Source organism: Hymenobacter humi (genome assembly GCF_042665855.1).
Lineage (GTDB): Bacteria > Bacteroidota > Bacteroidia > Cytophagales > Hymenobacteraceae > Hymenobacter > Hymenobacter humi.
Map to the genome: position 1 here is coordinate 1 of NZ_JBHTEK010000004.1, position 22,596 is coordinate 22,596.

General features: G+C 55.1%; 33 protein-coding genes and 2 pseudogenes. 7 read left to right on the forward strand and 28 right to left on the reverse strand.

What is annotated here, in order from left to right; translation table 11 throughout:
* The 6 genes from ACFQT0_RS27745 to ACFQT0_RS27770 form a co-directional block, all read right to left on the reverse strand.
* Positions 1-1,092: hypothetical protein (locus ACFQT0_RS27745; RefSeq protein WP_380206453.1), on the reverse strand; the 1,092-nt coding region annotated here is incomplete at its 3' end.
* 63 nt (positions 1,093-1,155) lie between these two features.
* Positions 1,156-2,187 carry a hypothetical protein gene (locus ACFQT0_RS27750; RefSeq protein WP_380206455.1) on the reverse strand — a complete coding sequence of 344 codons (1,032 nt, stop codon included), beginning with the start codon at positions 2,185-2,187 and terminating at the stop codon, positions 1,156-1,158.
* A complete protein-coding gene (locus ACFQT0_RS27755) occupies positions 2,123-2,527 on the reverse strand; it encodes a DUF4062 domain-containing protein (RefSeq protein WP_380206457.1) in 405 nt (134 codons plus the stop codon). Before ACFQT0_RS27755 ends, ACFQT0_RS27750 begins: the two co-directional genes overlap by 65 nt.
* Before the next feature lie 105 nt (positions 2,528-2,632).
* Entirely contained in the window at positions 2,633-2,839 is a 207-nt protein-coding gene (locus tag ACFQT0_RS27760) for a hypothetical protein (RefSeq protein WP_380206459.1), read from the reverse strand.
* Positions 2,836-3,540 (reverse strand): hypothetical protein, encoded by a 705-nt coding sequence (locus tag ACFQT0_RS27765; protein WP_380206460.1) that lies wholly within the window; start codon positions 3,538-3,540, stop codon positions 2,836-2,838. Before ACFQT0_RS27765 ends, ACFQT0_RS27760 begins: the two co-directional genes overlap by 4 nt.
* Positions 3,541-3,667: 127 nt before the next feature.
* Positions 3,668-4,108 carry a hypothetical protein gene (locus ACFQT0_RS27770; RefSeq protein ID WP_380206462.1) on the reverse strand — a complete coding sequence of 147 codons (441 nt, stop codon included), beginning with the start codon at positions 4,106-4,108 and terminating at the stop codon, positions 3,668-3,670.
* Between the two features lie 176 nt (positions 4,109-4,284).
* Here ACFQT0_RS27770 and ACFQT0_RS27775 point away from each other — a divergent pair, with 176 nt between their 5' ends.
* The 5 genes from ACFQT0_RS27775 to ACFQT0_RS27795 all read left to right on the forward strand — a co-directional run bounded on the left by ACFQT0_RS27775 (position 4,285) and on the right by ACFQT0_RS27795 (position 7,443).
* Complete coding sequence (locus ACFQT0_RS27775; protein ID WP_380206464.1) at positions 4,285-4,560, forward strand: DUF6922 domain-containing protein; 276 nt, start codon at positions 4,285-4,287, stop codon at positions 4,558-4,560.
* 99 nt (positions 4,561-4,659) lie between these two features.
* Entirely contained in the window at positions 4,660-4,980 is a 321-nt protein-coding gene (locus tag ACFQT0_RS27780) for a hypothetical protein (RefSeq protein ID WP_380206466.1), read from the forward strand.
* Positions 4,981-4,983: 3 nt separating this feature from the next.
* On the forward strand, positions 4,984-5,676 hold the full coding sequence (locus ACFQT0_RS27785) for a hypothetical protein (RefSeq protein ID WP_380206467.1): 693 nt from the start codon (positions 4,984-4,986) through the stop codon (positions 5,674-5,676).
* Between the two features lie 154 nt (positions 5,677-5,830).
* Complete coding sequence (locus tag ACFQT0_RS27790) at positions 5,831-6,142, forward strand: antitoxin VbhA family protein (protein ID WP_380206469.1); 312 nt, start codon at positions 5,831-5,833, stop codon at positions 6,140-6,142.
* Between the two features lie 296 nt (positions 6,143-6,438).
* On the forward strand, positions 6,439-7,443 hold the full coding sequence (locus ACFQT0_RS27795) for a Fic/DOC family protein (RefSeq protein ID WP_380206728.1): 1,005 nt from the start codon (positions 6,439-6,441) through the stop codon (positions 7,441-7,443).
* A 36-nt stretch (positions 7,444-7,479) separates the two neighbouring features.
* Here the strand turns inward: ACFQT0_RS27795 and ACFQT0_RS27800 are convergent, their stop codons facing one another.
* From ACFQT0_RS27800 to ACFQT0_RS27810, 3 genes are all read right to left on the reverse strand, one after another.
* The gene (locus tag ACFQT0_RS27800) at positions 7,480-7,608 is read right to left on the reverse strand and encodes a hypothetical protein (protein WP_380206471.1); all 129 of its coding nucleotides are present in this window, start codon (positions 7,606-7,608) and stop codon (positions 7,480-7,482) included.
* Positions 7,605-8,030: a hypothetical protein gene (locus tag ACFQT0_RS27805; RefSeq protein ID WP_380206472.1), complete on the reverse strand. Its 426-nt coding sequence runs from the start codon at positions 8,028-8,030 to the stop codon at positions 7,605-7,607. The genes ACFQT0_RS27800 and ACFQT0_RS27805 overlap by 4 nt, the downstream gene beginning before the upstream one ends.
* A 296-nt stretch (positions 8,031-8,326) precedes the next feature.
* Positions 8,327-8,497, reverse strand: a complete 171-nt coding sequence (locus ACFQT0_RS27810) for a hypothetical protein (RefSeq protein WP_380206473.1) — start codon at positions 8,495-8,497, stop codon at positions 8,327-8,329.
* A gap of 213 nt (positions 8,498-8,710) precedes the next feature.
* Between ACFQT0_RS27810 and ACFQT0_RS27815 the strand changes: the two genes are divergently transcribed.
* A complete protein-coding gene (locus ACFQT0_RS27815; RefSeq protein WP_380206475.1) occupies positions 8,711-8,965 on the forward strand; it encodes a hypothetical protein in 255 nt (84 codons plus the stop codon).
* 5 nt (positions 8,966-8,970) lie between these two features.
* On the opposite strand, the gene ACFQT0_RS27820 is transcribed toward ACFQT0_RS27815, so the two are convergent.
* Entirely contained in the window at positions 8,971-9,300 is a 330-nt protein-coding gene (locus ACFQT0_RS27820; protein ID WP_380206477.1) for a thioredoxin family protein, read from the reverse strand.
* A 103-nt stretch (positions 9,301-9,403) separates the two neighbouring features.
* Here ACFQT0_RS27820 and ACFQT0_RS27825 point away from each other — a divergent pair, with 103 nt between their 5' ends.
* Positions 9,404-10,042, forward strand: coding sequence for a hypothetical protein (locus ACFQT0_RS27825; RefSeq protein WP_380206479.1), 639 nt, complete (start codon positions 9,404-9,406; stop codon positions 10,040-10,042).
* A 118-nt stretch (positions 10,043-10,160) separates the two neighbouring features.
* On the opposite strand, the gene ACFQT0_RS27830 is transcribed toward ACFQT0_RS27825, so the two are convergent.
* The 18 genes and pseudogenes from ACFQT0_RS27830 to ACFQT0_RS27910 all read right to left on the reverse strand — a co-directional run bounded on the left by ACFQT0_RS27830 (position 10,161) and on the right by ACFQT0_RS27910 (position 22,127).
* Entirely contained in the window at positions 10,161-10,448 is a 288-nt protein-coding gene (locus ACFQT0_RS27830) for a hypothetical protein (protein ID WP_380206481.1), read from the reverse strand.
* Between the two features lie 81 nt (positions 10,449-10,529).
* A complete protein-coding gene (traN, locus tag ACFQT0_RS27835) occupies positions 10,530-11,648 on the reverse strand; it encodes a conjugative transposon protein TraN (RefSeq protein WP_380206483.1) in 1,119 nt (372 codons plus the stop codon).
* Positions 11,649-11,653: 5 nt separating this feature from the next.
* Entirely contained in the window at positions 11,654-12,139 is a 486-nt protein-coding gene (traM, locus tag ACFQT0_RS27840) for a conjugative transposon protein TraM (RefSeq protein WP_380206485.1), read from the reverse strand.
* Complete coding sequence (locus tag ACFQT0_RS27845; protein WP_380206487.1) at positions 12,114-12,374, reverse strand: hypothetical protein; 261 nt, start codon at positions 12,372-12,374, stop codon at positions 12,114-12,116. The genes traM and ACFQT0_RS27845 overlap by 26 nt, the downstream gene beginning before the upstream one ends.
* Positions 12,374-12,616 (reverse strand): hypothetical protein, encoded by a 243-nt coding sequence (locus ACFQT0_RS27850; protein WP_380206489.1) that lies wholly within the window; start codon positions 12,614-12,616, stop codon positions 12,374-12,376. Before ACFQT0_RS27850 ends, ACFQT0_RS27845 begins: the two co-directional genes overlap by 1 nt.
* A gap of 249 nt (positions 12,617-12,865) precedes the next feature.
* The gene (traK, locus tag ACFQT0_RS27855; protein ID WP_380206491.1) at positions 12,866-13,480 is read right to left on the reverse strand and encodes a conjugative transposon protein TraK; all 615 of its coding nucleotides are present in this window, start codon (positions 13,478-13,480) and stop codon (positions 12,866-12,868) included.
* Between the two features lie 39 nt (positions 13,481-13,519).
* Positions 13,520-13,828, reverse strand: coding sequence for a hypothetical protein (locus ACFQT0_RS27860; protein WP_380206493.1), 309 nt, complete (start codon positions 13,826-13,828; stop codon positions 13,520-13,522).
* Between the two features lie 11 nt (positions 13,829-13,839).
* Positions 13,840-14,634, reverse strand: a complete 795-nt coding sequence (locus tag ACFQT0_RS27865; RefSeq protein ID WP_380206495.1) for a hypothetical protein — start codon at positions 14,632-14,634, stop codon at positions 13,840-13,842.
* A gap of 64 nt (positions 14,635-14,698) precedes the next feature.
* Positions 14,699-15,019, reverse strand: coding sequence for a hypothetical protein (locus ACFQT0_RS27870; RefSeq protein WP_380206497.1), 321 nt, complete (start codon positions 15,017-15,019; stop codon positions 14,699-14,701).
* Positions 15,020-15,056: 37 nt separating this feature from the next.
* A complete protein-coding gene (locus tag ACFQT0_RS27875) occupies positions 15,057-15,704 on the reverse strand; it encodes a hypothetical protein (RefSeq protein ID WP_380206499.1) in 648 nt (215 codons plus the stop codon).
* A 30-nt stretch (positions 15,705-15,734) separates the two neighbouring features.
* Entirely contained in the window at positions 15,735-16,382 is a 648-nt protein-coding gene (locus tag ACFQT0_RS27880) for a hypothetical protein (RefSeq protein ID WP_380206501.1), read from the reverse strand.
* A gap of 24 nt (positions 16,383-16,406) precedes the next feature.
* A pseudogene (locus ACFQT0_RS27885) lies at positions 16,407-18,288 on the reverse strand (TraG family conjugative transposon ATPase); the annotation flags it as partial.
* On the reverse strand, positions 18,179-18,895 hold the full coding sequence (locus tag ACFQT0_RS31800; protein ID WP_449272099.1) for a DUF3875 domain-containing protein: 717 nt from the start codon (positions 18,893-18,895) through the stop codon (positions 18,179-18,181). The gene ACFQT0_RS31800 and the pseudogene ACFQT0_RS27885, both read right to left, overlap by 110 nt.
* Positions 18,896-18,938: 43 nt before the next feature.
* Positions 18,939-19,270, reverse strand: a pseudogene (locus ACFQT0_RS27890) (DUF4133 domain-containing protein).
* Between the two features lie 9 nt (positions 19,271-19,279).
* The gene (locus tag ACFQT0_RS27895; RefSeq protein ID WP_380206729.1) at positions 19,280-19,549 is read right to left on the reverse strand and encodes a DUF4134 domain-containing protein; all 270 of its coding nucleotides are present in this window, start codon (positions 19,547-19,549) and stop codon (positions 19,280-19,282) included.
* A gap of 92 nt (positions 19,550-19,641) precedes the next feature.
* The gene (locus tag ACFQT0_RS27900) at positions 19,642-20,334 is read right to left on the reverse strand and encodes a hypothetical protein (protein WP_380206503.1); all 693 of its coding nucleotides are present in this window, start codon (positions 20,332-20,334) and stop codon (positions 19,642-19,644) included.
* Between the two features lie 222 nt (positions 20,335-20,556).
* Positions 20,557-21,279: a hypothetical protein gene (locus ACFQT0_RS27905; protein WP_380206505.1), complete on the reverse strand. Its 723-nt coding sequence runs from the start codon at positions 21,277-21,279 to the stop codon at positions 20,557-20,559.
* Between the two features lie 41 nt (positions 21,280-21,320).
* Positions 21,321-22,127 carry a ParA family protein gene (locus ACFQT0_RS27910; protein WP_380206507.1) on the reverse strand — a complete coding sequence of 269 codons (807 nt, stop codon included), beginning with the start codon at positions 22,125-22,127 and terminating at the stop codon, positions 21,321-21,323.
* Between the last annotated feature and the right edge of the window lie 469 nt (positions 22,128-22,596).

Here is a 22,596-nt window from a genome sequence, read left to right on the forward strand (position 1 = left end):
GTTGTCAATCCTGAATTCCGCTGCTGCTCGGAGCCTCATTTCAGCCGGTTTGAAATTAGATGTTTTATGGATGACCAACCTGCTTGGACTCGTGCCCATTGCTTGCCGGTATTCCGTCAGACTATTCAGCAGCAGTTGGTAGGCTGCGGTTTCGTCAAGGTGTGGCTGGCGGTCATCCTTATCAATTTGGGCAGGTGTACCCCGCAGAATGACACCCTTGCCTATTTCATCAAAAATCTGCGCGACGCTGGTTTGCACCTCCTTCCCGTCAAGTGACTTGTAAAAGCTGATGCCAGCAAAGCAAACCGGTTTGGCGTATTTCCGTCCTAACGCCCAGGGAGTTCCCCCCGCTTTGTAATAGAGCGCGGTGAAGAAATTCCAAGCAATGGTGGCCGGGTCCTGCATCTCCCGCGTCGGCTTACCAATCCGGTCCCGCACGAGTTGCAAGGGTATGCCGTACTGCATGGCCCGTGCCTTCAGCAAATGGCGAAAATTCTTGTCTACTTCATCGTCCTCTTCCTCATCATCCGGTTCATCGGCAGAACTGTCGACTGGCGCTGCCGGTGGTTCCTGCTCTGACTCTGGTGCAGAGTCGCTTCCATCGTCGTTGCCAGCACTACTCAGAATGACTTGAATGTGCTTTTCGGGCAGGGCACACAGGATAACGTCCGCTTTTTTGTTTTTAGCAATGAATTCAATTTCTGCCAAATACAAGCTAACAAGCTTGTCTAGCAACATATTGTGGTCAGTCTCTGCAAGGGCTTCGTTGAACACTCGGTTGCTGATGCGTCGAATGTAGCTCTCGTCGTATTTGACTTTGGAGCTAAAAGAAGTATCTAGGTTAAAGCCGGGAAAGGAGGGAAACAAGTTGGGTTGATTGGACTGTTTTCCACCCAGCGCTATTGTGGACCGGTCAAGCCATTCTACCACCTTATCTACGCTTTCGGCCAAGCCAACGACCGCCACCTTGATAGTGTCTGGTCGCAGCTGGTCTAGGTCGTAAACTCCAAAGTTTTTGATGCCCGCTTTTGGGCAAATGTGTAAGCTGCTGGCAAACACCAGTTCGGGCTCAGCAAGAAAGTGACTGGTCATAAGGAATTCTATTAAAAGCCCAAACTATAGGTTTCGCCAGGCTTAACGCTTATCTCTTCTCCTTCAGCGTTTACTTTTCTTTCTTCCCGCCTTTCTAGGCGGCAGCCATTTTTGGTCGCTCAGGTAAGGCATTTCGTCAAACGTCACCGCCGAATCGAACTGTAAATGCGGATAGGGCGTGAAGCTGCCGTAGTTCGGCGAAAGGTACCAGGCCCAGCACCGCACATTTTGGTAGACGGCATCGTTGTTTTCCAGCTTCTTCTTGCCTTTCACGTAGTGTTCTGAAAACCGGCTTTTGCGGCGGCCATTGCCATTGGCACTGGTGCAGATGTAAGTGGGATTGATGCAAGCATACCATTTGCCTCCTAGCACCGGAAAGGTGATACGCATTGCAAAGTGGCGGAAGCAAACAATGTGCGGAAGCTGCTTCTCGCCATCCACGAGTTTCTCCTTGCTCCAAATCTGCGTAATGACGTTTCGCTGAGCGTTTTTATTATCGCCCCAGCCAATGGAGACATCCGACATTACCGGCTTGCCACCGAAATAAAACAAGTTCTCTTCGGCCATGTAAGCGACACTCTGAGAAGCCAGCTTGTGACGCACCACGTTGCGGAGAAGGTATTTAAAGACATTCTCTCCGTCGAGGGTTGTGGTTAGGTCGGCTACCGTAATTTCTTCGATTGTGCCGAGGTCAATGATTTTTCGATAAGGGCTCGACACATTCGACAAATCCGAAAAAGTGTAGAGAATATCCCCTTTGACCAGGAAATCAAAGTGTTTGTCGCCGAAGGCATCACCGGCAGCCAATTCCATTGCGCGGGCCGCCACAATGGCTTCTCCTGACCGATAAGACAGCTTCCAACCGGTGCTTTTTGACTGCTTAATAATCTCTTCCCGCTTGTAGTTGATGCGGGCGGTCTGGACACGAGGAGAAAAACGAATGGGCACCAGATTGGAAATGAGCGTTTCCGTCAGGTGGACCTTCTCACGGTTGAGCTTATCAACGAGCGGCGGAAGTGCTTTTTCGATTTCATCTCGCAGGCTCGAAAACATCTTTGGCGGTTTTCCAAAAACGGCCGGCATCAAAATCACCAACACGATTGATGAACTCGTTCTGCTTAATCTCTCGATTTCGAATGTAGGCTAAGTTGAAAACGATGCGAGGCTTTTTCAGCTCGATGGCCTTGAGGTACTCCCATTCAGTGACTGATTTGCCCTCGTATTCCCAGCCATACCGTTCTCCGAGAATGAGAATGTAGATGTCTGACTCTTCCAGCTCCGTCATGCACGCATCAAAGGAGTTGGCGTCCACTGCCGTAAAAGTCTTGTCGGACATTCGGGGCTCGCATTGCGCTGAAATAATCGCCTTCTCAGCCGCGACTCGCTCCTGCATCAAATCATTAATGGTCGAACTAACAAAAACTTTGTATTTCATACAGAAATCAGGACAGCGGATTGATTAGTAAGAACTAATAAATTTAGTCAAAGAATTTGGAAAGGAGCCTTGCTTGGCTAAGCATTCACATTTAATAGCGTCATTCTATAGTCCTAATGATTGCGCCGCATTGTATGCTACCACATCCGAAATGCGGGTATAGCGGCTAATCATCTCGTCGGTTTTCTGCTTAGTCTGGTTCTTGATAAACCCGTTGGATTGACCGTTGAGCACTGCCACGGTGATAAAGGAAGCCCGTAGCGAGTGCGCCGAGTATTCTTCCCCCAGGTGCTGCTTGACCAGGCGGTTCACCCGCACATCGGAAAGGCGCTTATCAGTTGGCACCGCGTCGCCAACAGTCTTTCCTTTCCGCAGCGACACGAACACCGGCCCCGACGTGCGACCCAGGAGCCGCTGCCAGTCCTGAAAGCCCGCACCGGGCAGAAAAGCGCATTAGCGGCGTAGAAAACGGCTTTGTCTTCCGCTTCGCCGGTCTGGTTGGTTTTGCTTTTGCCCAGGTGCAGCAGTAGAGCGGTTTCGGTCAGTTCGATTTGCTCCAGGTCGAGGGCCACCAACTCCGAACGACGGAACGCGCCGGCAAATCCGAGCAGTAGTAGTGCCCGGTCCCGTAGGCCGGCCGCGGATTCGAGGTCTAGGGCTTTGATGGCATTTTTCAGGTGGGCCACCGTGAAGGCCGGGGCCTGCTTTTGCTTTTTGCCATTCTCGCGGGCAATGCCCTTCATTAATACGTCCAGGGCCGGAGCACCCACCGACGACGGCAGCCCGAGCAGGCGATGCTTCTTATTGATAGCGGCCAAGTGCCGGACGATAGTGGACAATTTGCGGGGCAAGTCGGCCAAGTGGGTAACGTAGCCGGCCAGCGTCGTTACGTGGCCAGGATAGGGCTCCAACTGCTGTTCGGTGCAGTAGGCTTCATACGTGGCCAGGTCGGTAGCATACGCCAAGCGGGTATTATCAGAGCCTTCTAGACCACGAACTAGGTAGCGGTTCACGGCAGTTGGAACCGAGCGAAAGGTCGGCCAGGGCCAGCGCCGGCACGGAAGTAGTTACCACCGGCAGATTAGCTTTTTCTCCCTTTTGTTTCATTACTGGTTTTGCAATTGGAAATTAACGGGAACCCTAATTCAATGCTTTAATGTAAGTTGCTAGGCAGTCGTTCTGGTACTTCGAGTAGGATTCTCTGTCAACTTGCAACTCCGGATGGGCATTGAACTCAAGGTCAGCCAACGCCCAGGCACGCTCTTCTCGGGCTAACTCTAATGCAGCATTGCCTTTATTTTCCTTGCCTAGTTTAAGCGGGTCCAAGCAATGCCCTAACTCGTGCATCATATCATAAACCAATTCCTTTCGATTGCCTGATACTGCGCTGCTCTTTATCCACAGGTAGTAAATGCCGTTCGTGTCCTGGGCTTTTGAATAAGTCTCATTCCAGAAGGACGCACCTATGTTCAAATTGCCAGCCTTCCGAAGCAGCTTATCAATTACGTTATCGTATTCTGGAACTTGAATGGTCTGTTGAAATTTCCCGATGTTTCGTTCGAGTTGTAGCAGTGGCAACATGGTACTGTCAGATAGCAGTGGTGAGAAAAAGCAAGCCCGCAAATCTAGCGATAATTTAGGTACGATAACTAACGGTTATCGTACCTAAACCCGACTTTTTTACGTATATTAGTAGTATGAAGTCAGCCGCTACTTTTCCAAGGACGCTACCCGTTCCCGCGCCGCTGGCCGAGCACTTGCCGACCTTGCTTTGGGACGTGGCCCCGGAGAGCATCGACCCGCTGGCCATGTACAGCACCATCATTGAGCGCGTGATTCAGCGCGGCAGTTCCGATGATTGGGCCGCGATGCTAAGCTACTACGGCCGCGCCGTGGTGCAGCAGGTGGTGACCAGTGCTCCGTACTTATCGGATGCCGCCATTGCCGCCGTGTGCCAGGCGTTCGGCCTCGACAAGTCCCAACTCCGCAGCTTCCAGCGCAAGCAGTCCATCTTGCAAACCTTCAACTCGTAGCCATGAGCCTTTCCCTTAACTCGTCGGCCCTCAAACGCCGGCAGCAGCAGCGGCAGCAGGGCCCGCAAATTCTTGCCGGCCAATCAGCCGCAGTTATCCATGAGCCAGGCCCTGACTAAAACCGTTATTGCCCAGGACGCGCCCAACGGCAGCGACACCGACCACCTGCTACCCGTCATCGACTTTCTGAAGGCCCAGGGCTACACGCCGGCTACTGGTGATAAGTTCGACTTCAACCGCGATGGGTTGGGCACCTACGGCTTTCAGGAGCCCCTCGACGTGGCATTGTTGCAGGAGCACTTTGTTTTCCCGCCGACCATTAAGCTTTCCGTTGATGGCTTGCACGACACCCGCCACTTTGTGCGGATTGGCCAGGGCAACCCCAGCCCGCCCGCCCGTAAAATGTCCTTTGAAGCCTAGCGAGTGAGCGTAACGATTCCCCCAACCGATACCGCCGCCCGCCAGGCGATGACCGACCAGGGCAACGCCCTTTACCCCGGAGTGGACCAGTGGGAACACCCCAAGAAAGGACTCCCGGCCGGCAAGATGTTGGTGCAGTTCGATTTTCGGGATGCCGACGTGATACGCCAAAGCTCGACCACGGCCAGCGTGTACTTCACCGACGCGGAAACGCTGATGAAGTACCTGACCGAGAAAGACCAGGTGCAGGCGCGGGGCCTGGCCGAAGCGTTGCAGGTTGGCCCCTACCGCCCGGACCCGGACAGCCCCCATCTATATAGCCAGAACGTTGCGCTTTACCAGTTGCAGCGGGAGCTGAAGGCTGAGCAGGTGCAGGTAGCCCAGCCGGCCGAGTTTGGCGAGGGCCTGACCCGGAATAACCTTCATTGGGGCGACGGAGTAGGCAAACAGTATTTTATCGCCATTCCCCGCGACCAGTTTTTAACCGGCGAGAATCCCCTGATGAAGCTTAGCGGCGTGATGCCGTGTATCGACCGGGAACACCGCCTCGACTGGATGAAGCAGGCCGAGCAGCAGAAGCAGCCTGACCAGGGCGTGAAAGAAGCCGTGGCCAAGGTTTTGAAAGCCGGGTGGAGCAGCTGCTACACGGCACCCCGGCGCAGCAGCAGCGCGGCCGGGAAATTGCCGAGCTGGTGAAGGCCCGCCGCGCCCTCGACACGCCGGCTATGATAGTTCACCCCGACCTTAAAAAGCTACCCTCTCCCCCACTTCCCCCGCTGAAAAGCCCGACCCCGCGCCGAAGCACCGCCGCCGAGGACACCATTTCTAGCCCAATTTCGTATCTTGTATTATGGAAAAGACCCAGTATTTCTCCGACAACGAGCGCACCGAGCAGCAGCGCCGCGACGTGGTAAAGTTCGCCGTAGGTGTGTCCATGAGCCAAAACCGGAATCCCTCGCCGCAGCTCGTCGCTTTGCAGAACCGCTACATAGCCGGCGAGATTGACTTGGAAGAATTGTCGGCCACGCTCGATGCCACCTACGCGCCGGCACCAGGCCCTGACCCCCTGGCCAAGTACGCGCCCGGCGAAGGCCCCCACGTTGAGCCCAACCCCGAGTACAGCCCGTATCTGCTGTTTGAGGAACGCATTCCGGCCCTCTAACCGCCCCGCGCACGACTGCTGCTATTCCGCTCCGCTTCATAGCTGCAGTAATGCTTACCTCCACGAAGCCCGGCCCCTTGCCGGGCTTTTTGCTACGCGATAATGCCCGACTTATTTACGAACCCGGCCGATGGGTTGCTTTATAATAATGTCCGCGCCACCAGCGAGGGCCAGCTTGACCGCCTCGAAGCCGACTTGTCGATTAAGCGGCTGATGCACGTTCGGGCACAGGTGGGCCTAACGGCCCCCGGCAGCCAGGAGAGCCCGTTTTTGGCCCGGCCTACGCCATTCCACCTATCCCGCTCACTTTCGACGAGCAGCACCTACGGGCCATGCACCGCTACTTGTTCCAGGACGTGTACCCGTGGGCTGGCGAAACCCGCCAGGACCGGGGGTTTCAGGGCTACAAGCCGGCTGCCAACGTGCAGGCCGACCACATGATGACCTACGCCAACCATCGGCGCATTGGTTCCGACGTGGGCGCCCTCAGCGCGCAGCTCACCGCCGAGAACAACCTGAAAGGGCTAACCAAGCCGCAGTTCGTGGAACGGGCCGCCTACTACCTCGACCACTTCAACCACGTTCATACTTTCCGGGAGGGCAACGGCCGCACGATGCAAGCAGTCCTGATGCAGCTAGGCCACCAGGCCGGTTATCGCCTCGACTTCCAGAAAGTGCATAAGGAGTTCAACCTTGCCCGAGATACCGGCCTCGTCGGCGTGTCCGCGAGTACGCACGAGAACCAGACGCGCCTACGCTACTTGCTCGACGCGGCCACCACGGAACTACCCGGCGCAGCAGCCAAAGCCGCCCGCCATCCAAGCCAGGCCCGGCCCCTGAGCGCCCCCACATTGGAGGTTGCCCAGCTAGAGGCCCTGCGCGAGTTGAAGGCCAGCGCCCAGCGCGTAGGCATCCGTCATGCCCAGGAAACCGGCGTGCCCCTGAAGGAAGCCAGCGGAGCAGCGGTAATGTCGCCGTTGCTTACCTACGTGCAGGCCGCCGTGATGACGCGGCCAGCTGCCCTTACTGAGCAAGCCACGCTCGATGACTTGCAGAAACCCTACGTAGTGATTGCCCGCTCGACTGCGCCGCAGTTTTCCGATAAGGCCGTGCTGCTACGCTACTCCCAGGCAGTCGGCCAGGCCGTGCAGGCATTCCGGCCCCAGGCTCGTCCAGCAGCAGCCAGGCGCGACGGTTCAGCAGGCAGTGCCGCCAAACGAACCAAAGGGAGAGACTGCCTTAACCAATCTGTCCACTCCCAAGCAACAAAAAGCCCCCGAGCCGAAGCGTCGAGGGCCTAAATTGTAAGACATGGCCATTGGCCAGTACCTCATTTACTACTGAGCAGCGCCCCACTGGTAGCCGCGACGGTAAGACCAGTCTATTAGTTCCGGGGCGCTGTTCTCGGTGAAGCGGTAACGGCCGTAGGTGAACAGGGCTACCGCAGCTCCGATGCCCCAGCTCAACCCGCGCCAACGGCCGGCAGCGAGTGCACGACCAGCAGGTGAGCCAGGTAGCCCGGCAGCAGGCAGGCCAGCACGACGCACACCAGGAAAGGCAGCAGCCAGAGCCAGCCCCGACGGTTGAGCAGCGCCACCACAAGCCCTTTCAGCCAGTATAGGCCAGCGTAGGCCAGGAAGCCCACCAGGAGCATACCCATCAGGCGCGGAGCACTGAGCACCGGCCCGAGAAAGTCCATCGGAGCCATGATGATGAAGCCGAGCATGACGAAGGGAGCAGCTACCAGTGCTTCCACCGCCAACCGGGTGCCCAACACGAAAGCCCCTACTATGAGGGTGCCAAGCCCTTGTCCAACCATGCGGGAGGTTTTGGCCGAATACCGTTGCTCGTTGCGGCCTTCCTCGTAACCTTGTTGGTAGTTGGGCATGGCTGGATAGATATAATCGCGCAGAACATATTGCACAGCACCAATCATAGTGACCAGCTAATGTCCTGTGTCATTTACGCAGCCTTGCAGGCTAAAGTTGCTATTCAAGACGCTTATGGTTACTCCTATAGTAGAGCGTTCGCGCCTTTTCTGTAGCAGCTTCCAAAGTGTAACCAGCTTTATCTACCAACTGCTTGGCCAAGCGCGAGGAGCTTAGCTGGTTGGCGTGTCGGAAACTGTATGGTAAATGAGGCCCCAAACCGCTTTTATTAAAAAGCGTCCGACAAGTGCCTGATTTAAGGTTTTTTACTGGTCCAGAGCGTGCTTAACTGCTGTTCGGCCTTCTCGTAGAGGCGTTGTAAGACCTTGTGTTTGCGCAGCAAGGCCACATAGCGCCGCTGCGCGGCCACGGCCAGCCCACCGGTTGCCAGTAAGAGCCCGCATAGAACGACTTCAAGCCACGTCATTGAGTAGTCGATAAACCGGCCCGCTTTAAATAGACGAAGGAGAACGGCCCAGTGAGGGCCGTTCTCCTTCTGCTGCTAGGAAATGGCAACCCACTGCCTAGCAAGTAGTCAAAGATAATGGAAGCTATCCAAAGGGCCGCAACTTTTCCCCGGACTACGCGGTACACCCCCGCATCTGCTCCCAAGCCGGAGCTGGCCACCCAATCGTTTGCCATGAGTTTGTGTGTGTTGTTCGGTTTGCTCATTTGCTGCCTGGCCTTTTTTCGGGAAGGTGTCTGGACCAAATACACCCCGCAGGACGTGGCCCGGTGGCACGCCCAGGGCGACCAGGGACGGAATGAACCGACCTACTACCGCCCCGTTCTGGCGAAAACGTCGGTTTCTGCTTCGGGCGACCTAGTAGAACCGGTCATTTTGCCTCCCCAATCCAAGCAGGCGGAAGGACCCGCCCTGCAAAAAGTCGCGTAAGGCCCCTAATAGGCGTGTTGGTGCAGCGCGTGTAGCATGGCCCGCACTTGCTGTTCGGTGTGCAAGGTGTCGCAATGCAACAAGCGGCCTTGGTCGTAGGAAACGAAAAACGGGGCATTCTGCTGCTGAAGGGATTGCTTGGCTACCGGGTTCTGGTTGGCATTCAGATGCAAGAACGTAATGCCCGCATACGCTTTGTTCGTGGCAAATAACTCAAAAATGGGCCGTAACTGCGCGCAGGTCGCGCAGTGGTCGGCCGTGAACATGGCAATGGCTTTCGGGTGCTCGTGGACGAGTAGTCGCAGGCCCGCGTCGTCGGTTTCTAGAAGACCCATGGAATTACGGGATGGTATGCACAGGTGTACGGCAATGCGCGCTACTCAGTCGGTTCCGACTTTTGCAGGACCATATTGTATGTTTTAAACTTGAATAGCACATATGATGCGTAAAACACTTAACCTAACAAGCGCCCTTATCCTACTTGTATTTTCAGCTTTTGGTCAAACTCAGGATAGAGATTACACGCCAATTCCAGAGTCAGAAATTGAGCGCGGTCTTCATGATATAAACTACATGAGAGCAGTCCTTTTAGAAAAAGGATTTGAAATTGACAGCCAAGAAGAAAAGGATGGGCACTTGCATGAATATTGGCAGATTAAAGGTGCTGATAGTCCATTCGGCGTCATCGTCTTTCAGATTAACGCGAGTTCGCCAGGTCAGGACAAATATGCCTTCTTTCACTATTCAGTACGAAAAGACCTGTTTCCTTCCTATGCCGATAACGTCAAATCGGATATACTCTTAAATCTCCCACTGAAGCGGGTTCAAGATGCTGAGTTGACTACTACTGGTGCGGGTCAATCAGGAATTCCTAGAAAAGTTTATCATCTAATGTATTGCAAATCAGGTAGCCCAATTGAAGCTGAGGTTAACAGTGAGGGAAAGTGGGCCAGTTTTGATTACTCGCTTCCATTGTCTAGTCCTTCTTCAAAGTCCAAAGCAACTCTAGCAAAAAAGCCAGTTGCAAGCGGCATGAAGAAAAGAAGTGTGAGCGCGAGCGTACGAAAGAGCAAATAAATGATAGAAGAATGCCCGGCCAGTCACGGCCGGGCATTACAATGAAACCCGTTCTACGCTTCGCAGGCCTGCTGATGCTCCGCTCCGCTTCGCAACTGCAGGCGTGCTACACTACCGACTACGCGGCCACAACCACGGCTACGTCGAGCACCAGTACCAGGGCAATTAAGCCCACGGCCATATACCAGAACGAGCGCAGCAGCCGGGGATTAAACATGCGCGACGCGGCCAGCAGCGTTAGCAGCATGACGACGTGCGTAGCGATGCCCGGTGCGATGTTGCCCCCAAAAACAAACGTGGCCCCACCGATTAGCGCCAGCATGGCCACCAGCGCATAGTTCGGGGTAGGCTTTTCAAACAGCGAAGCCTTCAATGCTGCCAGGCGAGACGTTTGGGGGCTATTCATGGCCGAGAAAATAAGGAGGTGAAAACCGGACTTATTGAAACGTGCGGGCTTTGAGCAGGTCCGAGTTCGACAGGCTGAGCTTCACGTTGCGCCCTCCCCCTTCTCGTAGACTTCGATAATGAGCTGCTTTTGGTCCGGTATGGTAAACTTCTTAAACACGTAGACTTGTTCCAGCTTGCCCTTTACATCTATCTTTTTCTGGCTGCCATTGTAGACGTAAATAGGCGCAATTTCAATGGCTTGCTCCGCCGTGCGTTTGGCTACTTTCTTATCCTGAATGTAGAATTTCACAAAGTCCACATCATACGTCACGTTCGACTTGTTGCCGACGTGCAGAGGAAAAAACAGCGTTTCTTGCTTGTAGCCGACGCTCCCGCATTTAACGGTGAGTTGGTTGGCGCTCTCGCTGGCCGCCGAGCCGCCCCGCGCCAGGGCCTGCTTGGAATAGGCGTCCAGGTTGCCTTGCCCAATGGGCGAGTTCGATAGAATGGCCTCCCCTGATTCACTGGTTGCCGCCGCCGAGCCGGGCGCTCCAAGGTCCAGGCTGAGCACCTTGGGGTCGGGCTGGTAGTTGGCCGTGAACATATACAGCTTGCCATTCGAGGTGAGCACCGTAATGTTCGTTTCGGGGAAACGAGGCCCAGCGGCTTTCAGCCGCACGATGTTTTCCGCGCTGGCTGCCTTGGCCGCGATAACCCCCGAGTTGCCCAAATCAACATAGGTAACCGGGTAGGGAAAGACCAGGTGGGTCGTTTTCTGGTCGCTCACAAACAAGGGCGTAGTCGGCAGCTTGCCGGCTTCGGCGTTGCCGTTGGCCGTGCCGAGGTCGATACCCGTTACCCGCGGGTTGTGCTGGTAGTTCACCACGAACGAGTAGAGCTTGCCCCCGGATAGGACCGTCATGTTGGTTTCTCCGAAGCCCGCCGCCGCCGCTTTCACGCGCACGATGTTTTCCGAGCCGGTAGCTTTGGCCGCAATCAAGCCGGTGCTCCCCAAATCGACATAAGTAACCGGCTGAGGAAAGACGAGGTGAGTAGTTTTCTGGTCGCTCACATACAGCGCCATCGTGGACATTTTGCTTGCTTCAGTAGCATTGGGCAGCTTCCGATTTTGCGCCAGGGTAGTATTTTGGGCCGCTACACTATATGGCCGGGCCGAGAGAAGCCCCAGGGCCAGGGCCAGGCAGGAAGTCGTTTTCATGGGAATTAATCTTTATCTACTTTGAGCATGATATTGTAGCCAGCTTTGAGGCGCACCTTGACTAGTCGAATCTTGTTTTTGCCGAGATTCTTTGCAGCACTAACCGCCACCCCTGCCGCCGCCATTGCCGGGTCCGCGCTCATTGTCATCATATCGGTTGCATCCATGCCGTTTGCGCCGGCCTGCTTTGCGGCATCCCGCGTGATGGCACCCGGAATGTGCAGCCCTTCCAGTCCGTCCACGTCGTACACTTCCAGGGAAGCAGGAAACACGTTGTTGCCGGATTTTAGCGTTTCAATGGCAATGCTGAGCCGTTCGCCTTGCAGGCTGCACTTGCCATAGATGAAGGTGTTTGCCAGCAGCGAGTGCCCATTAATTACAGCGGGCTCCGTCAGGCGCATTTTCACCAGAGAGCCCGAAACCACTTCCTGCGATTCGTGAATAACAGCCGGCAGCGTGTTGGCATCATTGCCCGACGAGTTCGCCATCATCCAGCCCCTGAAAAGAGGCCGTGCGCTTCTTGCCGGTGCCATTCGACCCCAGGCGCGATACTACTGCGTCCTCATCCACGGCCCGCAGCTTGGTAACCGGCTTTTTCTTCACCGGAGCCGCGGCCACCGCCCGAGGTGCACCACCACCACCGGCAGCGTTCGACTGCGCCAGCATCGCCGCCATCTGCGCCTGCGCCCGCGCTTCGGCCAGGTCCCGCTCGTGCTCCGTCCGCATCAGCTCCATTTTTCCTCCGGGGTGAGGGAGCCCGGGTGGGAGCCAGCCGGGGCAGTAGTGCCAGGTGCGACGCCCCCGTTAAGTTGGGCCTGCTGCGCGGCGATGAGCTGCGCCTGAGCAGCGGCCACCGAGTTATCAACCGAGCCGTTCGGGCCGGCCTTGCCGTCGGCCTGAATGCCGTAGGATAAGCCCGAACCAGTAGCCGTGTCAATCTTGGCATCGACCAGGCCCCGGTTCCGCATAGAATCTACGGGGTTGGCGTAAGCTTCAAGCTTGCTAGTAGTGATATTGCCTTTTTCAGCGCCGGGAAGCTCCGTGTTAAAGCCGGATTCCAGGTTCTGTGCTTCGGCCGGGGCACCTTCGCCCCCCACCCAGGAAGAACATTACCGCCATAAATGGTACGCCTACGATGGGTAGGAACGTCGCCATTTTACGGGTCCGTATAAATTGCGCGTCATGCGGTTTGGTCGGCGTCGCCATATGAATGGGGATTAACGGGGTAGCGTGTTGAGGTCCTTGTTTTGCAGCACCCGCCAGTTTTCCATAAGGAACCCATGAGGGTTATTTTCCGAGCGCGTCACGTCGCGCAGGGAGCACACCGAGATAAAATCCCGGTTTGTTACCGACGTAGCCCGGATGACGCGCTGGTGACCGTAGCAACGGGCCGTGAGAGGCCGCGAGTTGCTGATAACAACGCTATCCACGGTCATTCCCAAGCTGATGTTGGCCGCTATCAAATCGTTGTAAAAGCCCTTCTCTTTGAAGTTCTCATACTGCTTTTTGGCCGAGTTGTCGGCCAGGTACAGTGCCTTGTTTACGTTGCTATCAATGGCCTTTTGGTCGGGGTCCAGCGAGAAGAACAACTCATGAAACCGGGTGACGTGGCTACGGGCCTCGACCGGCCGGTTCGCCCGCGCATCCTGCGCGCCAGCCGTGAGCAGGCGGCCACCCTCCAATACGTAAATGCGATTAGCCGCCGCGTTGGTCGATTGAAAAGCGAAATAGGCAATAGTGCCGGCCAGCAGTAGTACCGCGATGATGAAAATTAAGGCCAGCGTCTTGACTTGCTGAAAAGCAGAGTCGATGGTTTTAAGAGAAGCAAACATGAGGGTGTGGATTTGAGGTTGAGGATAGAGCAGCCCCGTTTAGCTCTTGCTGCGGTTGTTGTAGCGGTCCCGTATTGCCGAGCCCACGCGATGCCCGAAGGCTTCTCCCCGTGTCATGTTTTCCGAGCCAGCCCGGCCAAAAAGACCCTGTCCGGCTCCTACCCCGGCCCCGAGGGCATCCGCGCCGGTCCGCAGGCCCGCGCCACCGGCAGCACCCGCCCCAGCAGCCGTAACGGCCGTGGTGGTGGTGATGAACGAGGTAGCAGCGCTACCCACGCCCGAGCCATCAATCAGCATATCGGCTGCTTTGGGAACGAAGATGTAGCCCACGATTGCCAGCACGAGCATACACAGGTAGGCTATATCGGCAGAGTCGGCGCTACCCCGGCCTGCAACTGACGAATGTTTTCCGTGAGCATCGTTATCTGTACATGAGCCAGTACCGCCGCATAGATGTTGGCCACCGGCACCCACAGCGAAATCGTGAGGAAGTAGCCGAACCACTTCATAAGCCCGCCCCCGAAGCCGGGGATAATGGCAATGCCGAAGGCCAGCGGGCCAGCCACGCTGAGCAGCACCAGCAGGAAAGTGGAGATAAGGCTAATGGCCAGCTTCGCGGCCAGTGCGCCCAGCTCCAGGATAGATTTAGTCCACTCCCGGAAGTTCTGGCCGACGCTATACTGAACCTGATTGAACGCCAGGCTGGCCTTGCGGCCCACGTCCAGCGCCCCAAGCTGGCCTAGCTGCTTCTCGTATTCCTCGTTAATGGCCATATCCGACTTGGCTTTAGCGTCGGCCGCTAATTGGTCCCGCTGAGCTGTAAGCTGGTTCACTTGCGTGAGTTGAGCCATCCGTATTGAATCCGTACCGTGGGCCACTGCCATTGTGATGCCCCGCAGCGCTCCGCACAGCGGCACGAACAGCAGAATGGCCATGCCGATAGCGAAGGGCCGGAGCAGGGGAAATAAGTCGATAGGTTCAGCCCGAGCGATGTTGCCCCACACTTTGCTGCTGATGAACAACAGGGCACCTACGCCACCAATGGCGCGGCCCAGGTTAATAAACAGGGCGGTAAACGTGAGCATTTCCGTGTAAATGGCTTCGAGCTTTTGCTCATACACAGCCATGTTCAAATCAATAGCGGTTGGGTCCATTGGAAAGGAAGGGAATCAGATTGAGGGCAGGGGAGCTGGTAGAGCTGGTAAACTGTCTATTTATCTACTTTGGAATATTCACCTGAACCTGACACCAGCAGATGATTTTTTCTTCTAGGTAGATAATGTCAATGGCTCCCATTCCGGTATTTACGCTGAGCTTATGGTTGTCCTTATCGTAGGTGAGCGGGACTTCTTTTTTGCCTTCAAGCAGCGTCAGATTCTCGCCCCGCTGTTGGATAGTCATATGCGGCCGAGTTGGGGTATCAACTGACTGCCATTCACCCATAAACTTGTCTGTTCCACCGGCAGAGGAACACGAGGTAATGGCGAACATTGCAGTAGCGGCAACTACACTGAGCAACTGATTGAGCTTGCTTTTCATAAGTCGAAAGTGGAAGTGAAAGGAAAGTATGACTGCCCTAGCGGGCAGTCATAAAGGCATTCATGGATTCGCGGTCCTGCACCTGTTGGGCCTGATGCTGCGCGATGGCGCGGCACTTGTTGCTGAAGTAGTTCATCAAGTTGTGCTGCTTGGTGATGCGGTCCGCGATGTTGTCGATGAACTCGATACGCTCCGGGTCCGTCATCTTCGATTGGCCGGCGCTCATCACGCCGGCCAACTCCCCAAGCAGGGCGATGTTCTCCGTCAGGATGCCTTGGTACACCGTTGTAGCTTCGGTGATTTGCGCGGGCGTGAGCTGCTTGGTTCGCAGTTCCGGGATAGCACTAGAGAATTCACTAATCATCTCGCTTTGATGCGTGTAAATCTCTCGTACCCGGCGATAATTGCGAACCCCGGCGCTGATTTGAAGCAGGCTGCTATACCATTGGTCATGCAGGGCCTGCGTCTTGTCGATAACGCCCTTAATCTGGCCGCTTACTTTCGTCATGTCGTTGGCCAGGGCCTTGCCTTGCCCCAGCAGCGTAGTAGAAACGCCCTGGTGGACAATCTGCTTACGGGATTGGCCTTCTGCAATCGGGGCCGAGATAACGGCCGGCATCTGCGCATAAGCCGGGCCGGCGAGTAGGGCCAGGCCCAGGGCGAGAAACTTGGTGCTTGCGTTCATGGCAGAGTGTATCAAAAGTGAGAAGTGGGACTAGCGGGCACCCATCAAAGCGTTGAGGGATTGCGTGTCTCGTGCCTTTTGCTCCGCCATGTTCATCTGCACCATGTTGCGTTGCGTGTAGTACTGAATCAAGCCCAACTGGTCAGATATTTTCGTGTCCAACTTGTCGATGAATCGCATCCGTTCGGCATCCGTCATCTTGAGCATAGCCGGGCTGACGATGGTTTGCAGGTCTGAAAGCGTATTGGCGCTTTCCGTCAGCATTTTGGTATACACGCTGGTCATCGTCGAGAGCTGTTCCGGCTTCACAAAGGGCGATTGCCGCAGCGTTTCGATAGCAGTTGAATAGGTCTGGATGATGCGGCCCTGCTTTTCAAACACCGACTGAACACGGCGGTAGTTGCGAACGGCGTTACTGATTTGCAGCAGGCCATCGTACCAGGTCTTGGCCAGCATCATATTCTTTTCCGAGAATACTTTGGTCAGCTCCTGCTCTTTGACGCCGGCTTTCACCAGCACGTTAGCCGCCGAGGAAAGGCCCTTCATCGTGTTTTGCAGCCCGGTTTGAACGCCCGACTGTACTTCCAGCACCGGGGCCGTTACCACGAGTTGCGCCGAAGCTTTGCCGATGCTGAGGGCCAGAAAAGCCAGGCCCAGGATGGTTACTTTCGTTTTCATGATTTCCCCCTTTTGTTGAAATGATTACTTGCCCTCCCGCATTTCAGCGGCCACGAGCTTTATAGCCGTGGGCATATCACCTGTTTCACCAAACTTTTTGAACAGGCGTACTTTCTCACTTTCTTCCGTGGTGTAGGTCACGTATTCCTCCTTGGAAACCTCGATGGCATACACCTTCGACACGACTCCGCCCAGGCTGATAAATACCTCCGTGTAGCGGCCCCGCGTCGCTTTGTTGTCGCGGTTGATGCTTAGCACCAGGTCTTTTTCTTTGGGGGTAAGGGAGAGCAGCGCCTGTATCTCATCGAAGCGGTTGATGAACTTGCGCTGGTCGAGCAGAATCTTACAGTCCGAGTTGTTGATGATGGCATCCTTGACAATCTCGTTGCCGATGATGTCATCTATTTCCTGCGTTACTACGATGGCTTCTCCGAAGAATTTACGCACCGTCTTAAACAGGTATTTAATGTAAGCTGCCATGCCCGGCGTGGTGAGCGCCTTCCAGGCTTCCTCAATCAAAATCATCTTGCGAATGCCTTTCAGCTTCCGCATTTTGGAAATGAAGGTCTCCATAATAATCAGGGTAACCACCGGAAACAAGATGGGGTGGTCCTTGATATTGTCTAATTCAAAAACGATGAAGGGAGCGTTCACCAAGTCCAGCTCCTTTTCCGAGTTCAACAGGTAGTCATACTCCCCACCTTTGTAGTAAGGCTTCAGTACATAGATGAAATTATCTATGTCGAAATCCTTTTCCCGTACCTTATCTTCTTCCAGCAGCTTGCGGTAAGGGCCTTTCACGTACTCGTAAAACGAGTTGAAGCTTGGCTTAACGGCCGGGTTAGCTTCCAGCATGACGTAATAGGTGCTTACGGCCGTAGAGAGCGACACGTACTCTGACTGGCTTACGCTTTCGTCGTCCTTCTTCCAGAGTGCTTGCAGCAGCGTTTTGATGGATTCTTTCTTTTCCACGTCCAGCGCCCCGGAAATGATGAAAGGGTTGAAAGAAATCGGGTCGTTTTCCTCATAGGTGAAGTACACCCCCTACCAGCTCACACAGTCCCTTGTAGGAGTTGCCGGTATCGACAAGTAGGACGTGCGCGCCCTGCTCATAGTATTGCCGTACCATGTGGTTGGTGAAAAACGACTTGCCCGAGCCCGAGGGGCCGAGCACAAACTTGTTCCGGTTGAAGATGATTTGCCGCTTCATCGGCTCATCCGATATATCGACCAGTACCGGCTTGCCGGTGAGGCGGTCGGAAAGCTTGATGCCCTTCGTAGCGCCAGTGCTCCGGTAGTTGGTTTCCGAGGCCCAGAAGCAAACCGCCTGTTCAATGAAGGTGTAGAACGTTTCCTCCGAAGGGAAGTCGCCCGCGTTGCCCGGAATGCCGCCCCAATAGAGCTGTGCTATGTCCACGGTGTTTTGCCGGGGCTTGCAGTTCATGGCATTAAAAGCCGCGTTTACCTGCTTGCGCACTTCGGTCAGGTGTTCCTCGGTCTGGCCCCAGGTGAGCACGTTGCAATGCACCCGCGCCGGGCGGCGCTTGGTAGCTATCAGCTCGTTCAGGAACGAGTTATAGTATTCGTAGTTGATGGAGTTTTGCCGCGAGTAGAGGGACAGCGAGTTAAGCCGGTCCTTCTTCTGCTCAAACATCTTTACCGTCTTGGCCGTGTTATCCAGGAACACATATTGGTTCAGGATATGATTCGTGCCCAGCAGGAGCCCCAAGGGCGCAGCAAACGAAATCGGGAAGTCGGAATATTCGGTACTGTATTGCTCGTAGCGAATATCGGTTTCAACTGAAATCGGTAAATCGTCTAGGTTGGCCACCGAGAACATATTGCATATCTCGGTGCCAATCTTGAGCCCGTTGGTCAGGTCCAGGTCTACTTGTACCGCTTGGTCGGATAAGTCCAGGGCCAAGTACTTTTCCAGCAGGCCCGCCGCCTGCTCCGTGCCGGCCAGGCTCGTCGGAGGTCAGGCGGTGCGACTTGATGTAAGGCGCGTTGGTTGGCCCCACCCCTTCCAGCGTCCGTACGAATTGCCCGACGCTATCAAAGAATGCCTCCAGCTCCTTTTTGTCCAGCATCTCCTTGGGCACAATGTTGCGCCGGGCCAGCAGCCCCGACGCACTACCCCAATCGGGCCGCTCCGAGGCGCACTTGGTGATGTAGATGTAGCAAAAGTGGTTGAGGAACGGCCGCTCGTTGAAATGCCGCTCGTAGGAGGCCGAGAGCAAGGTTCTTTCGGCCTCGAAGCCCGGCGCATACTTATCCTCCACATACCAGTCCTGCTTGTGCACAACGGAATGGTCCGGCAGCAGCCGAACCGCCTTCACGAAGGCAGCTTGCAGCTGCTCGTAGTCCTGACGCGACAGCGTGAAGATTTCGGGCAGGTCCAGCCGAAAGGCTACCGTAACATCGGCATTCTTCGAGATTAGACAATCCTTTTCAACCTTGTAGATAGGCTGCTTGGATTCCAGGGAAGCGGAAGGCAGGACTTTGTTACTCATTGGGTAGAAAGCAACTTGGGTAGGATGCAACCAAAACCGGGCGCTATTCGCGCCCGGCCCGGTCCTCGTTGAGATGTTGGAATAAGCGGCTTTGCCGGTTGGTGATGTACTTAGGCGACGAGCGCCGCGCACTGGCTTTCATCAAGCCGTGCTCCCCGTACTTACGGTTGAGGGCGAAAACCCCGGCCCACATTCCCCGCCCAGGGCGAAGGTGATGAGGATGGTAAGCACCAGCGGCACGCTTAGCATGTACATGGTCACGAACAAGGCGAACGTGAGGCCAATACCCGCCACTAGGAAGTAGATGTTGCTTCCCACCAAGCCCTTGAATTCAACGGGCTTGTTAATGCCACGATTCAGGTCGTAGAAGGGCATTGCCGCGGCCTACAGGAAGAAGGAGCGCACTACCGTTGCCACGATAACCAGAAAAATCATCGAGCCGAACCAGCTAACCGCCGTTTTCTGCGTGTCCTGGTCGCCCGCATTCCACTTCCCATACACTTTAATCGCTCCTACCAGGCCCAGCACTGCACCAATCGCATACATGAGCTTGGTGAGGGGGTCAAAGTAGCTCGTTACCTGCGTCGTGGCATCCTGGATGCCGGCAGTACCATTGCCTCCTTGCGCATAGATGACATGAGTGGCCAGCACCATAATGGCGGTAGAAAGGGTGCGGATAATGTGTTGCTTCTTCATGGGAAAGGAAAATGGTGTTGTAGAGGGAGAGAGAAGGGTGAAAAGGTTAATCAGGAATTAGCTCCGAAAAGCGCATTCAATTCTGCATTACTTTCTGCTACCTTATCAGCAACCTGGCTGGCCAAAGTGGTTTCCATTAGAGCCGCAGGAACAGCCGGCCGGTTGCCAGCTTGAGCCTGCGCGATAAACTCAACTACTGAAGTCGCTGTGAAAAGCTGTTCAGTAGCTACCGGAACCACGTCGGCGGGCAAAGCGATGGGCTCCTGAAACGTGAAGAGTAAGTCCGTATCATTCACCAGCTCTTCACTATAGGCTGTTTGGGCTTCTACGTGAGAAAAGGTACTGATGGTTTCAATAGGCGGTGATTCATTATTGTTTTTTTCAATAACACTTTCGGAATCATCTTCGGTTTCCTCCGTTGGCATTTCTACCGCCAGTTGGCGCGCACGAGCCGCTAGTTCGGTATCGACTGTATCTAGTTCTTCGGTGCGCTGCTCGTCGTACTCGGCAGCCGTATCGGTTTCCGTTTCGGCACCGCCGGCTGAATCCATCGGCACCGCGGCCGACTGGCCATCATCCAGGCCCGTAGCCGCCGCCGTAGAATCCGGCAGCGACCCGGTGACTTCCGCTACCTCCTGGCCGTCGGGTAGATTTTGCGCCGCGCCGGCTTCCGGCGCTTCCACGGCTTCCTTGGATTCCGTCGCCGTGGGCGTTGCCGAAACGAATGCCGACGTGGTACGCACCAGCGAGGACGGGCCAGAGGCCGCAGCGCCAGGCCCAGCGTTAGCGCCCGCGAGTTGAGCCCCTCCCCCACCCTTCCGGGTAAAGAGAGCCCCTATTTCTTGCCGGTAGTACAGAAAGCCGACCACCGCATAGTAGAGCACGACGACGACTAGGACAAAGAGGGCAAAATCGCCCCAGGAATATTGTTTAAGCATCTGGAAAGGGGATTGTAGGATAAGCGTTTACTTCTTGCCTTGCCGCTGGCGCAGCTGCTTGGTAATGGCCTTTTGTATTTGCGCGTCGTTCTTGTCGATGAATTGCGCAATGATGTTATGCACGATGTCAGGCGGGGATGCCCCATTACCAACGATAGTGCCCAGCAGTAGCAAATACTGGTAGTGAGCATCCGTCAAGCGCATTGTGAATACCTTTTTATCGACCGACGGAGTGAAGAGCGAAGCCAGCTCAACCGTGCCTACCTCTACGGCAGAACCCGGTTCAGGTCCAGCATTCGGCGAATGTTCTACTTCCGGGACATTTTCCCCGTTTGGGACAGAAGCCACCGGGGCTACTGATGCTTTGGCCGCTGGCCCAGCGGCCAACGTGGGCGCAGGTTCAGGAACTGGTGCAGCAGCTGGCGCGGGTGTTGGTTCGGCCGCAGGCTCAAGCGCTGAGGTATTAGGTTCAGGGGCCGGAGCGGCAGCTTCCGGCGCAGGTGCAGCGGCAGGCTCAGGAGCAGCCGGGGCGACGGTTTCAGCGGCCGGGGCCACCGAAACATTTTCTCCCTTTTGTTCCTCATTTCCCGGTGTGGGTTCCGGTGCGGGCGCATTCTTGCTACCTTCCGCAGTCCCCGGCGCGGCGGAAATCCCCGCGCCGGTTAAGTGGTTGGTGGTTGCCGCCTTGCTTAGCATCTCATCCAAGGAGATTTTCGGCGCTTGTCCGCTTTTTGCTTTAGGTTTTGGCATGGGTGAAATGAATTTTAAAGTGTGTGCAGTAGGAATAAGAGCTATTCATCCAAAGCCGAAGCGGCTTCAACTGAAGTAGCAGCGGCCGGCAGTTCAATTGCCTTACCCGAGGGGGTGGTTTGTCCAGGCCCCAGCACGGTATAGAGCATTTCCATAATCAGCTTGCCCAGGCCCAGCTTTTCAAGTTCGCGCTCGGGTAGCGAGAAAAGCGTAGAACGCTTTTCCTTGTAGCCAATTAGCAGCTCGACACGGCTTTGCAGCAAGGGCAAGCCCTTCTGCTGAAAAAACTCCTCTATCTTGTCGTAGGTGGCCTTTTTCTCCGACTTTACATAGCGGTTCCAGAAAGCGTAGTAGCCCAGCAAGTTCGATTCGTCGGGGTCTGGCTGAGCAGATTTCAGATAGTCGGACAGCACTTGCATGTAGCCCACCGTCGATGCAACGGTGCCTTGGTCGGCTTCCATCGGCAGAAAGATGTACTGAACCATGCGGAGTAGTTCAGGGAGGCCGGTGATGTTGATAGTACCAGGCGTATCTACCAAAATGAAGTCGAAACCTTGCTGTTCCAGGCTTTCGATGGAATCCACGGCCTTTTCCACGCTCGATATGCTGACCGGGTAAGGCGTGATGCCCTGATTGAGCAGTCGGTTTTTGAAAGCCTCGTCGGTGTTGATTTTCTGTAGCTCCTGATTGCGGTACACCTGAACGGTGTTTTGGGGATAGTCGCAATCCAGGATAGCCACTTTGTAGCCATAGACATAGGCCAGCGCCGAGGCGACGTGTACGCTGATGGTGGACTTACCAGCGCCACCCTTTTGGGTCGCAAAGGCAATTACTTTGGGTTCGCTCATGGGTCAGATTTTTAGTTGGGTGATAAACAAAGATAGGAGAAGCTTTGGAACCTCAAAGCCTCACAGCCTCAAAGATGCTTTGGGGTATGGCCTCATAATATCATGGCCTCACAGCCTCATAATATCTTAGCCTCATAGCCTCACTAGTTCACAGCCTCAAAATATCAAAGATGCTTTGCCTCACAGCTTCAAAATATCATAACCTCACAGCCTCAAAGTATCACAGCCTCAAATCTCCAAAACTCCAAAACCTCACAGCCTCAAAATATCAAGCCTAGTGAGTTGAGCTAATACGCTATCCCGCGAAAGGAGTTCTAGCCTCATAGCCTCATAATATCACAGCCTCACAGCCTCAAATACTCTTAGCCTCACAGCCTCAAAAACTGGCTTCTAGGAACGTCAACCAGCAAGCGGAGTAGCCTAGACCTTCTACCCTATCCATAGGCCCTATCAGCATTGCAATTGCAGC

Excerpts from the sequence above, each read along its gene's own strand:
- ACFQT0_RS27865 (WP_380206495.1), bottom strand. The coding sequence starts at position 14,634 with ATGGACCCAACCGCTATTGATTTGAACATGGCTGTGTATGAGCAAAAG.
- ACFQT0_RS27870 (WP_380206497.1), bottom strand. The coding sequence starts at position 15,019 with ATGAAAAGCAAGCTCAATCAGTTGCTCAGTGTAGTTGCCGCTACTGCA.
- ACFQT0_RS27810 (WP_380206473.1), bottom strand. The coding sequence starts at position 8,497 with ATGACGTGGCTTGAAGTCGTTCTATGCGGGCTCTTACTGGCAACCGGT.
- ACFQT0_RS27825 (WP_380206479.1), top strand. The coding sequence starts at position 9,404 with ATGATGCGTAAAACACTTAACCTAACAAGCGCCCTTATCCTACTTGTA.
- ACFQT0_RS27895 (WP_380206729.1), bottom strand. The coding sequence starts at position 19,549 with ATGGTGCTGGCCACTCATGTCATCTATGCGCAAGGAGGCAATGGTACT.
- ACFQT0_RS27830 (WP_380206481.1), bottom strand. The coding sequence starts at position 10,448 with ATGAATAGCCCCCAAACGTCTCGCCTGGCAGCATTGAAGGCTTCGCTG.
- ACFQT0_RS27805 (WP_380206472.1), bottom strand. The coding sequence starts at position 8,030 with ATGCCCAACTACCAACAAGGTTACGAGGAAGGCCGCAACGAGCAACGG.
- ACFQT0_RS27755 (WP_380206457.1), bottom strand. The coding sequence starts at position 2,527 with ATGAAATACAAAGTTTTTGTTAGTTCGACCATTAATGATTTGATGCAG.
- traN (WP_380206483.1), bottom strand. The coding sequence starts at position 11,648 with ATGAAAACGACTTCCTGCCTGGCCCTGGCCCTGGGGCTTCTCTCGGCC.
- ACFQT0_RS27820 (WP_380206477.1), bottom strand. The coding sequence starts at position 9,300 with ATGGGTCTTCTAGAAACCGACGACGCGGGCCTGCGACTACTCGTCCAC.
- traM (WP_380206485.1), bottom strand. The coding sequence starts at position 12,139 with ATGATGGCGAACTCGTCGGGCAATGATGCCAACACGCTGCCGGCTGTT.
- ACFQT0_RS27880 (WP_380206501.1), bottom strand. The coding sequence starts at position 16,382 with ATGAAAACGAAAGTAACCATCCTGGGCCTGGCTTTTCTGGCCCTCAGC.
- ACFQT0_RS27815 (WP_380206475.1), top strand. The coding sequence starts at position 8,711 with ATGAGTTTGTGTGTGTTGTTCGGTTTGCTCATTTGCTGCCTGGCCTTT.
- ACFQT0_RS27845 (WP_380206487.1), bottom strand. The coding sequence starts at position 12,374 with ATGCGGACGGAGCACGAGCGGGACCTGGCCGAAGCGCGGGCGCAGGCG.
- ACFQT0_RS31800 (WP_449272099.1), bottom strand. The coding sequence starts at position 18,895 with ATGAGTAACAAAGTCCTGCCTTCCGCTTCCCTGGAATCCAAGCAGCCT.
- ACFQT0_RS27875 (WP_380206499.1), bottom strand. The coding sequence starts at position 15,704 with ATGAACGCAAGCACCAAGTTTCTCGCCCTGGGCCTGGCCCTACTCGCC.
- ACFQT0_RS27905 (WP_380206505.1), bottom strand. The coding sequence starts at position 21,279 with ATGCCAAAACCTAAAGCAAAAAGCGGACAAGCGCCGAAAATCTCCTTG.
- ACFQT0_RS27790 (WP_380206469.1), top strand. The coding sequence starts at position 5,831 with ATGGAAAAGACCCAGTATTTCTCCGACAACGAGCGCACCGAGCAGCAG.
- ACFQT0_RS27780 (WP_380206466.1), top strand. The coding sequence starts at position 4,660 with ATGAGCCAGGCCCTGACTAAAACCGTTATTGCCCAGGACGCGCCCAAC.
- ACFQT0_RS27860 (WP_380206493.1), bottom strand. The coding sequence starts at position 13,828 with ATGCTCGTGCTGGCAATCGTGGGCTACATCTTCGTTCCCAAAGCAGCC.
- traK (WP_380206491.1), bottom strand. The coding sequence starts at position 13,480 with ATGTTTGCTTCTCTTAAAACCATCGACTCTGCTTTTCAGCAAGTCAAG.
- ACFQT0_RS27850 (WP_380206489.1), bottom strand. The coding sequence starts at position 12,616 with ATGCGGAACCGGGGCCTGGTCGATGCCAAGATTGACACGGCTACTGGT.
- ACFQT0_RS27770 (WP_380206462.1), bottom strand. The coding sequence starts at position 4,108 with ATGTTGCCACTGCTACAACTCGAACGAAACATCGGGAAATTTCAACAG.
- ACFQT0_RS27910 (WP_380206507.1), bottom strand. The coding sequence starts at position 22,127 with ATGAGCGAACCCAAAGTAATTGCCTTTGCGACCCAAAAGGGTGGCGCT.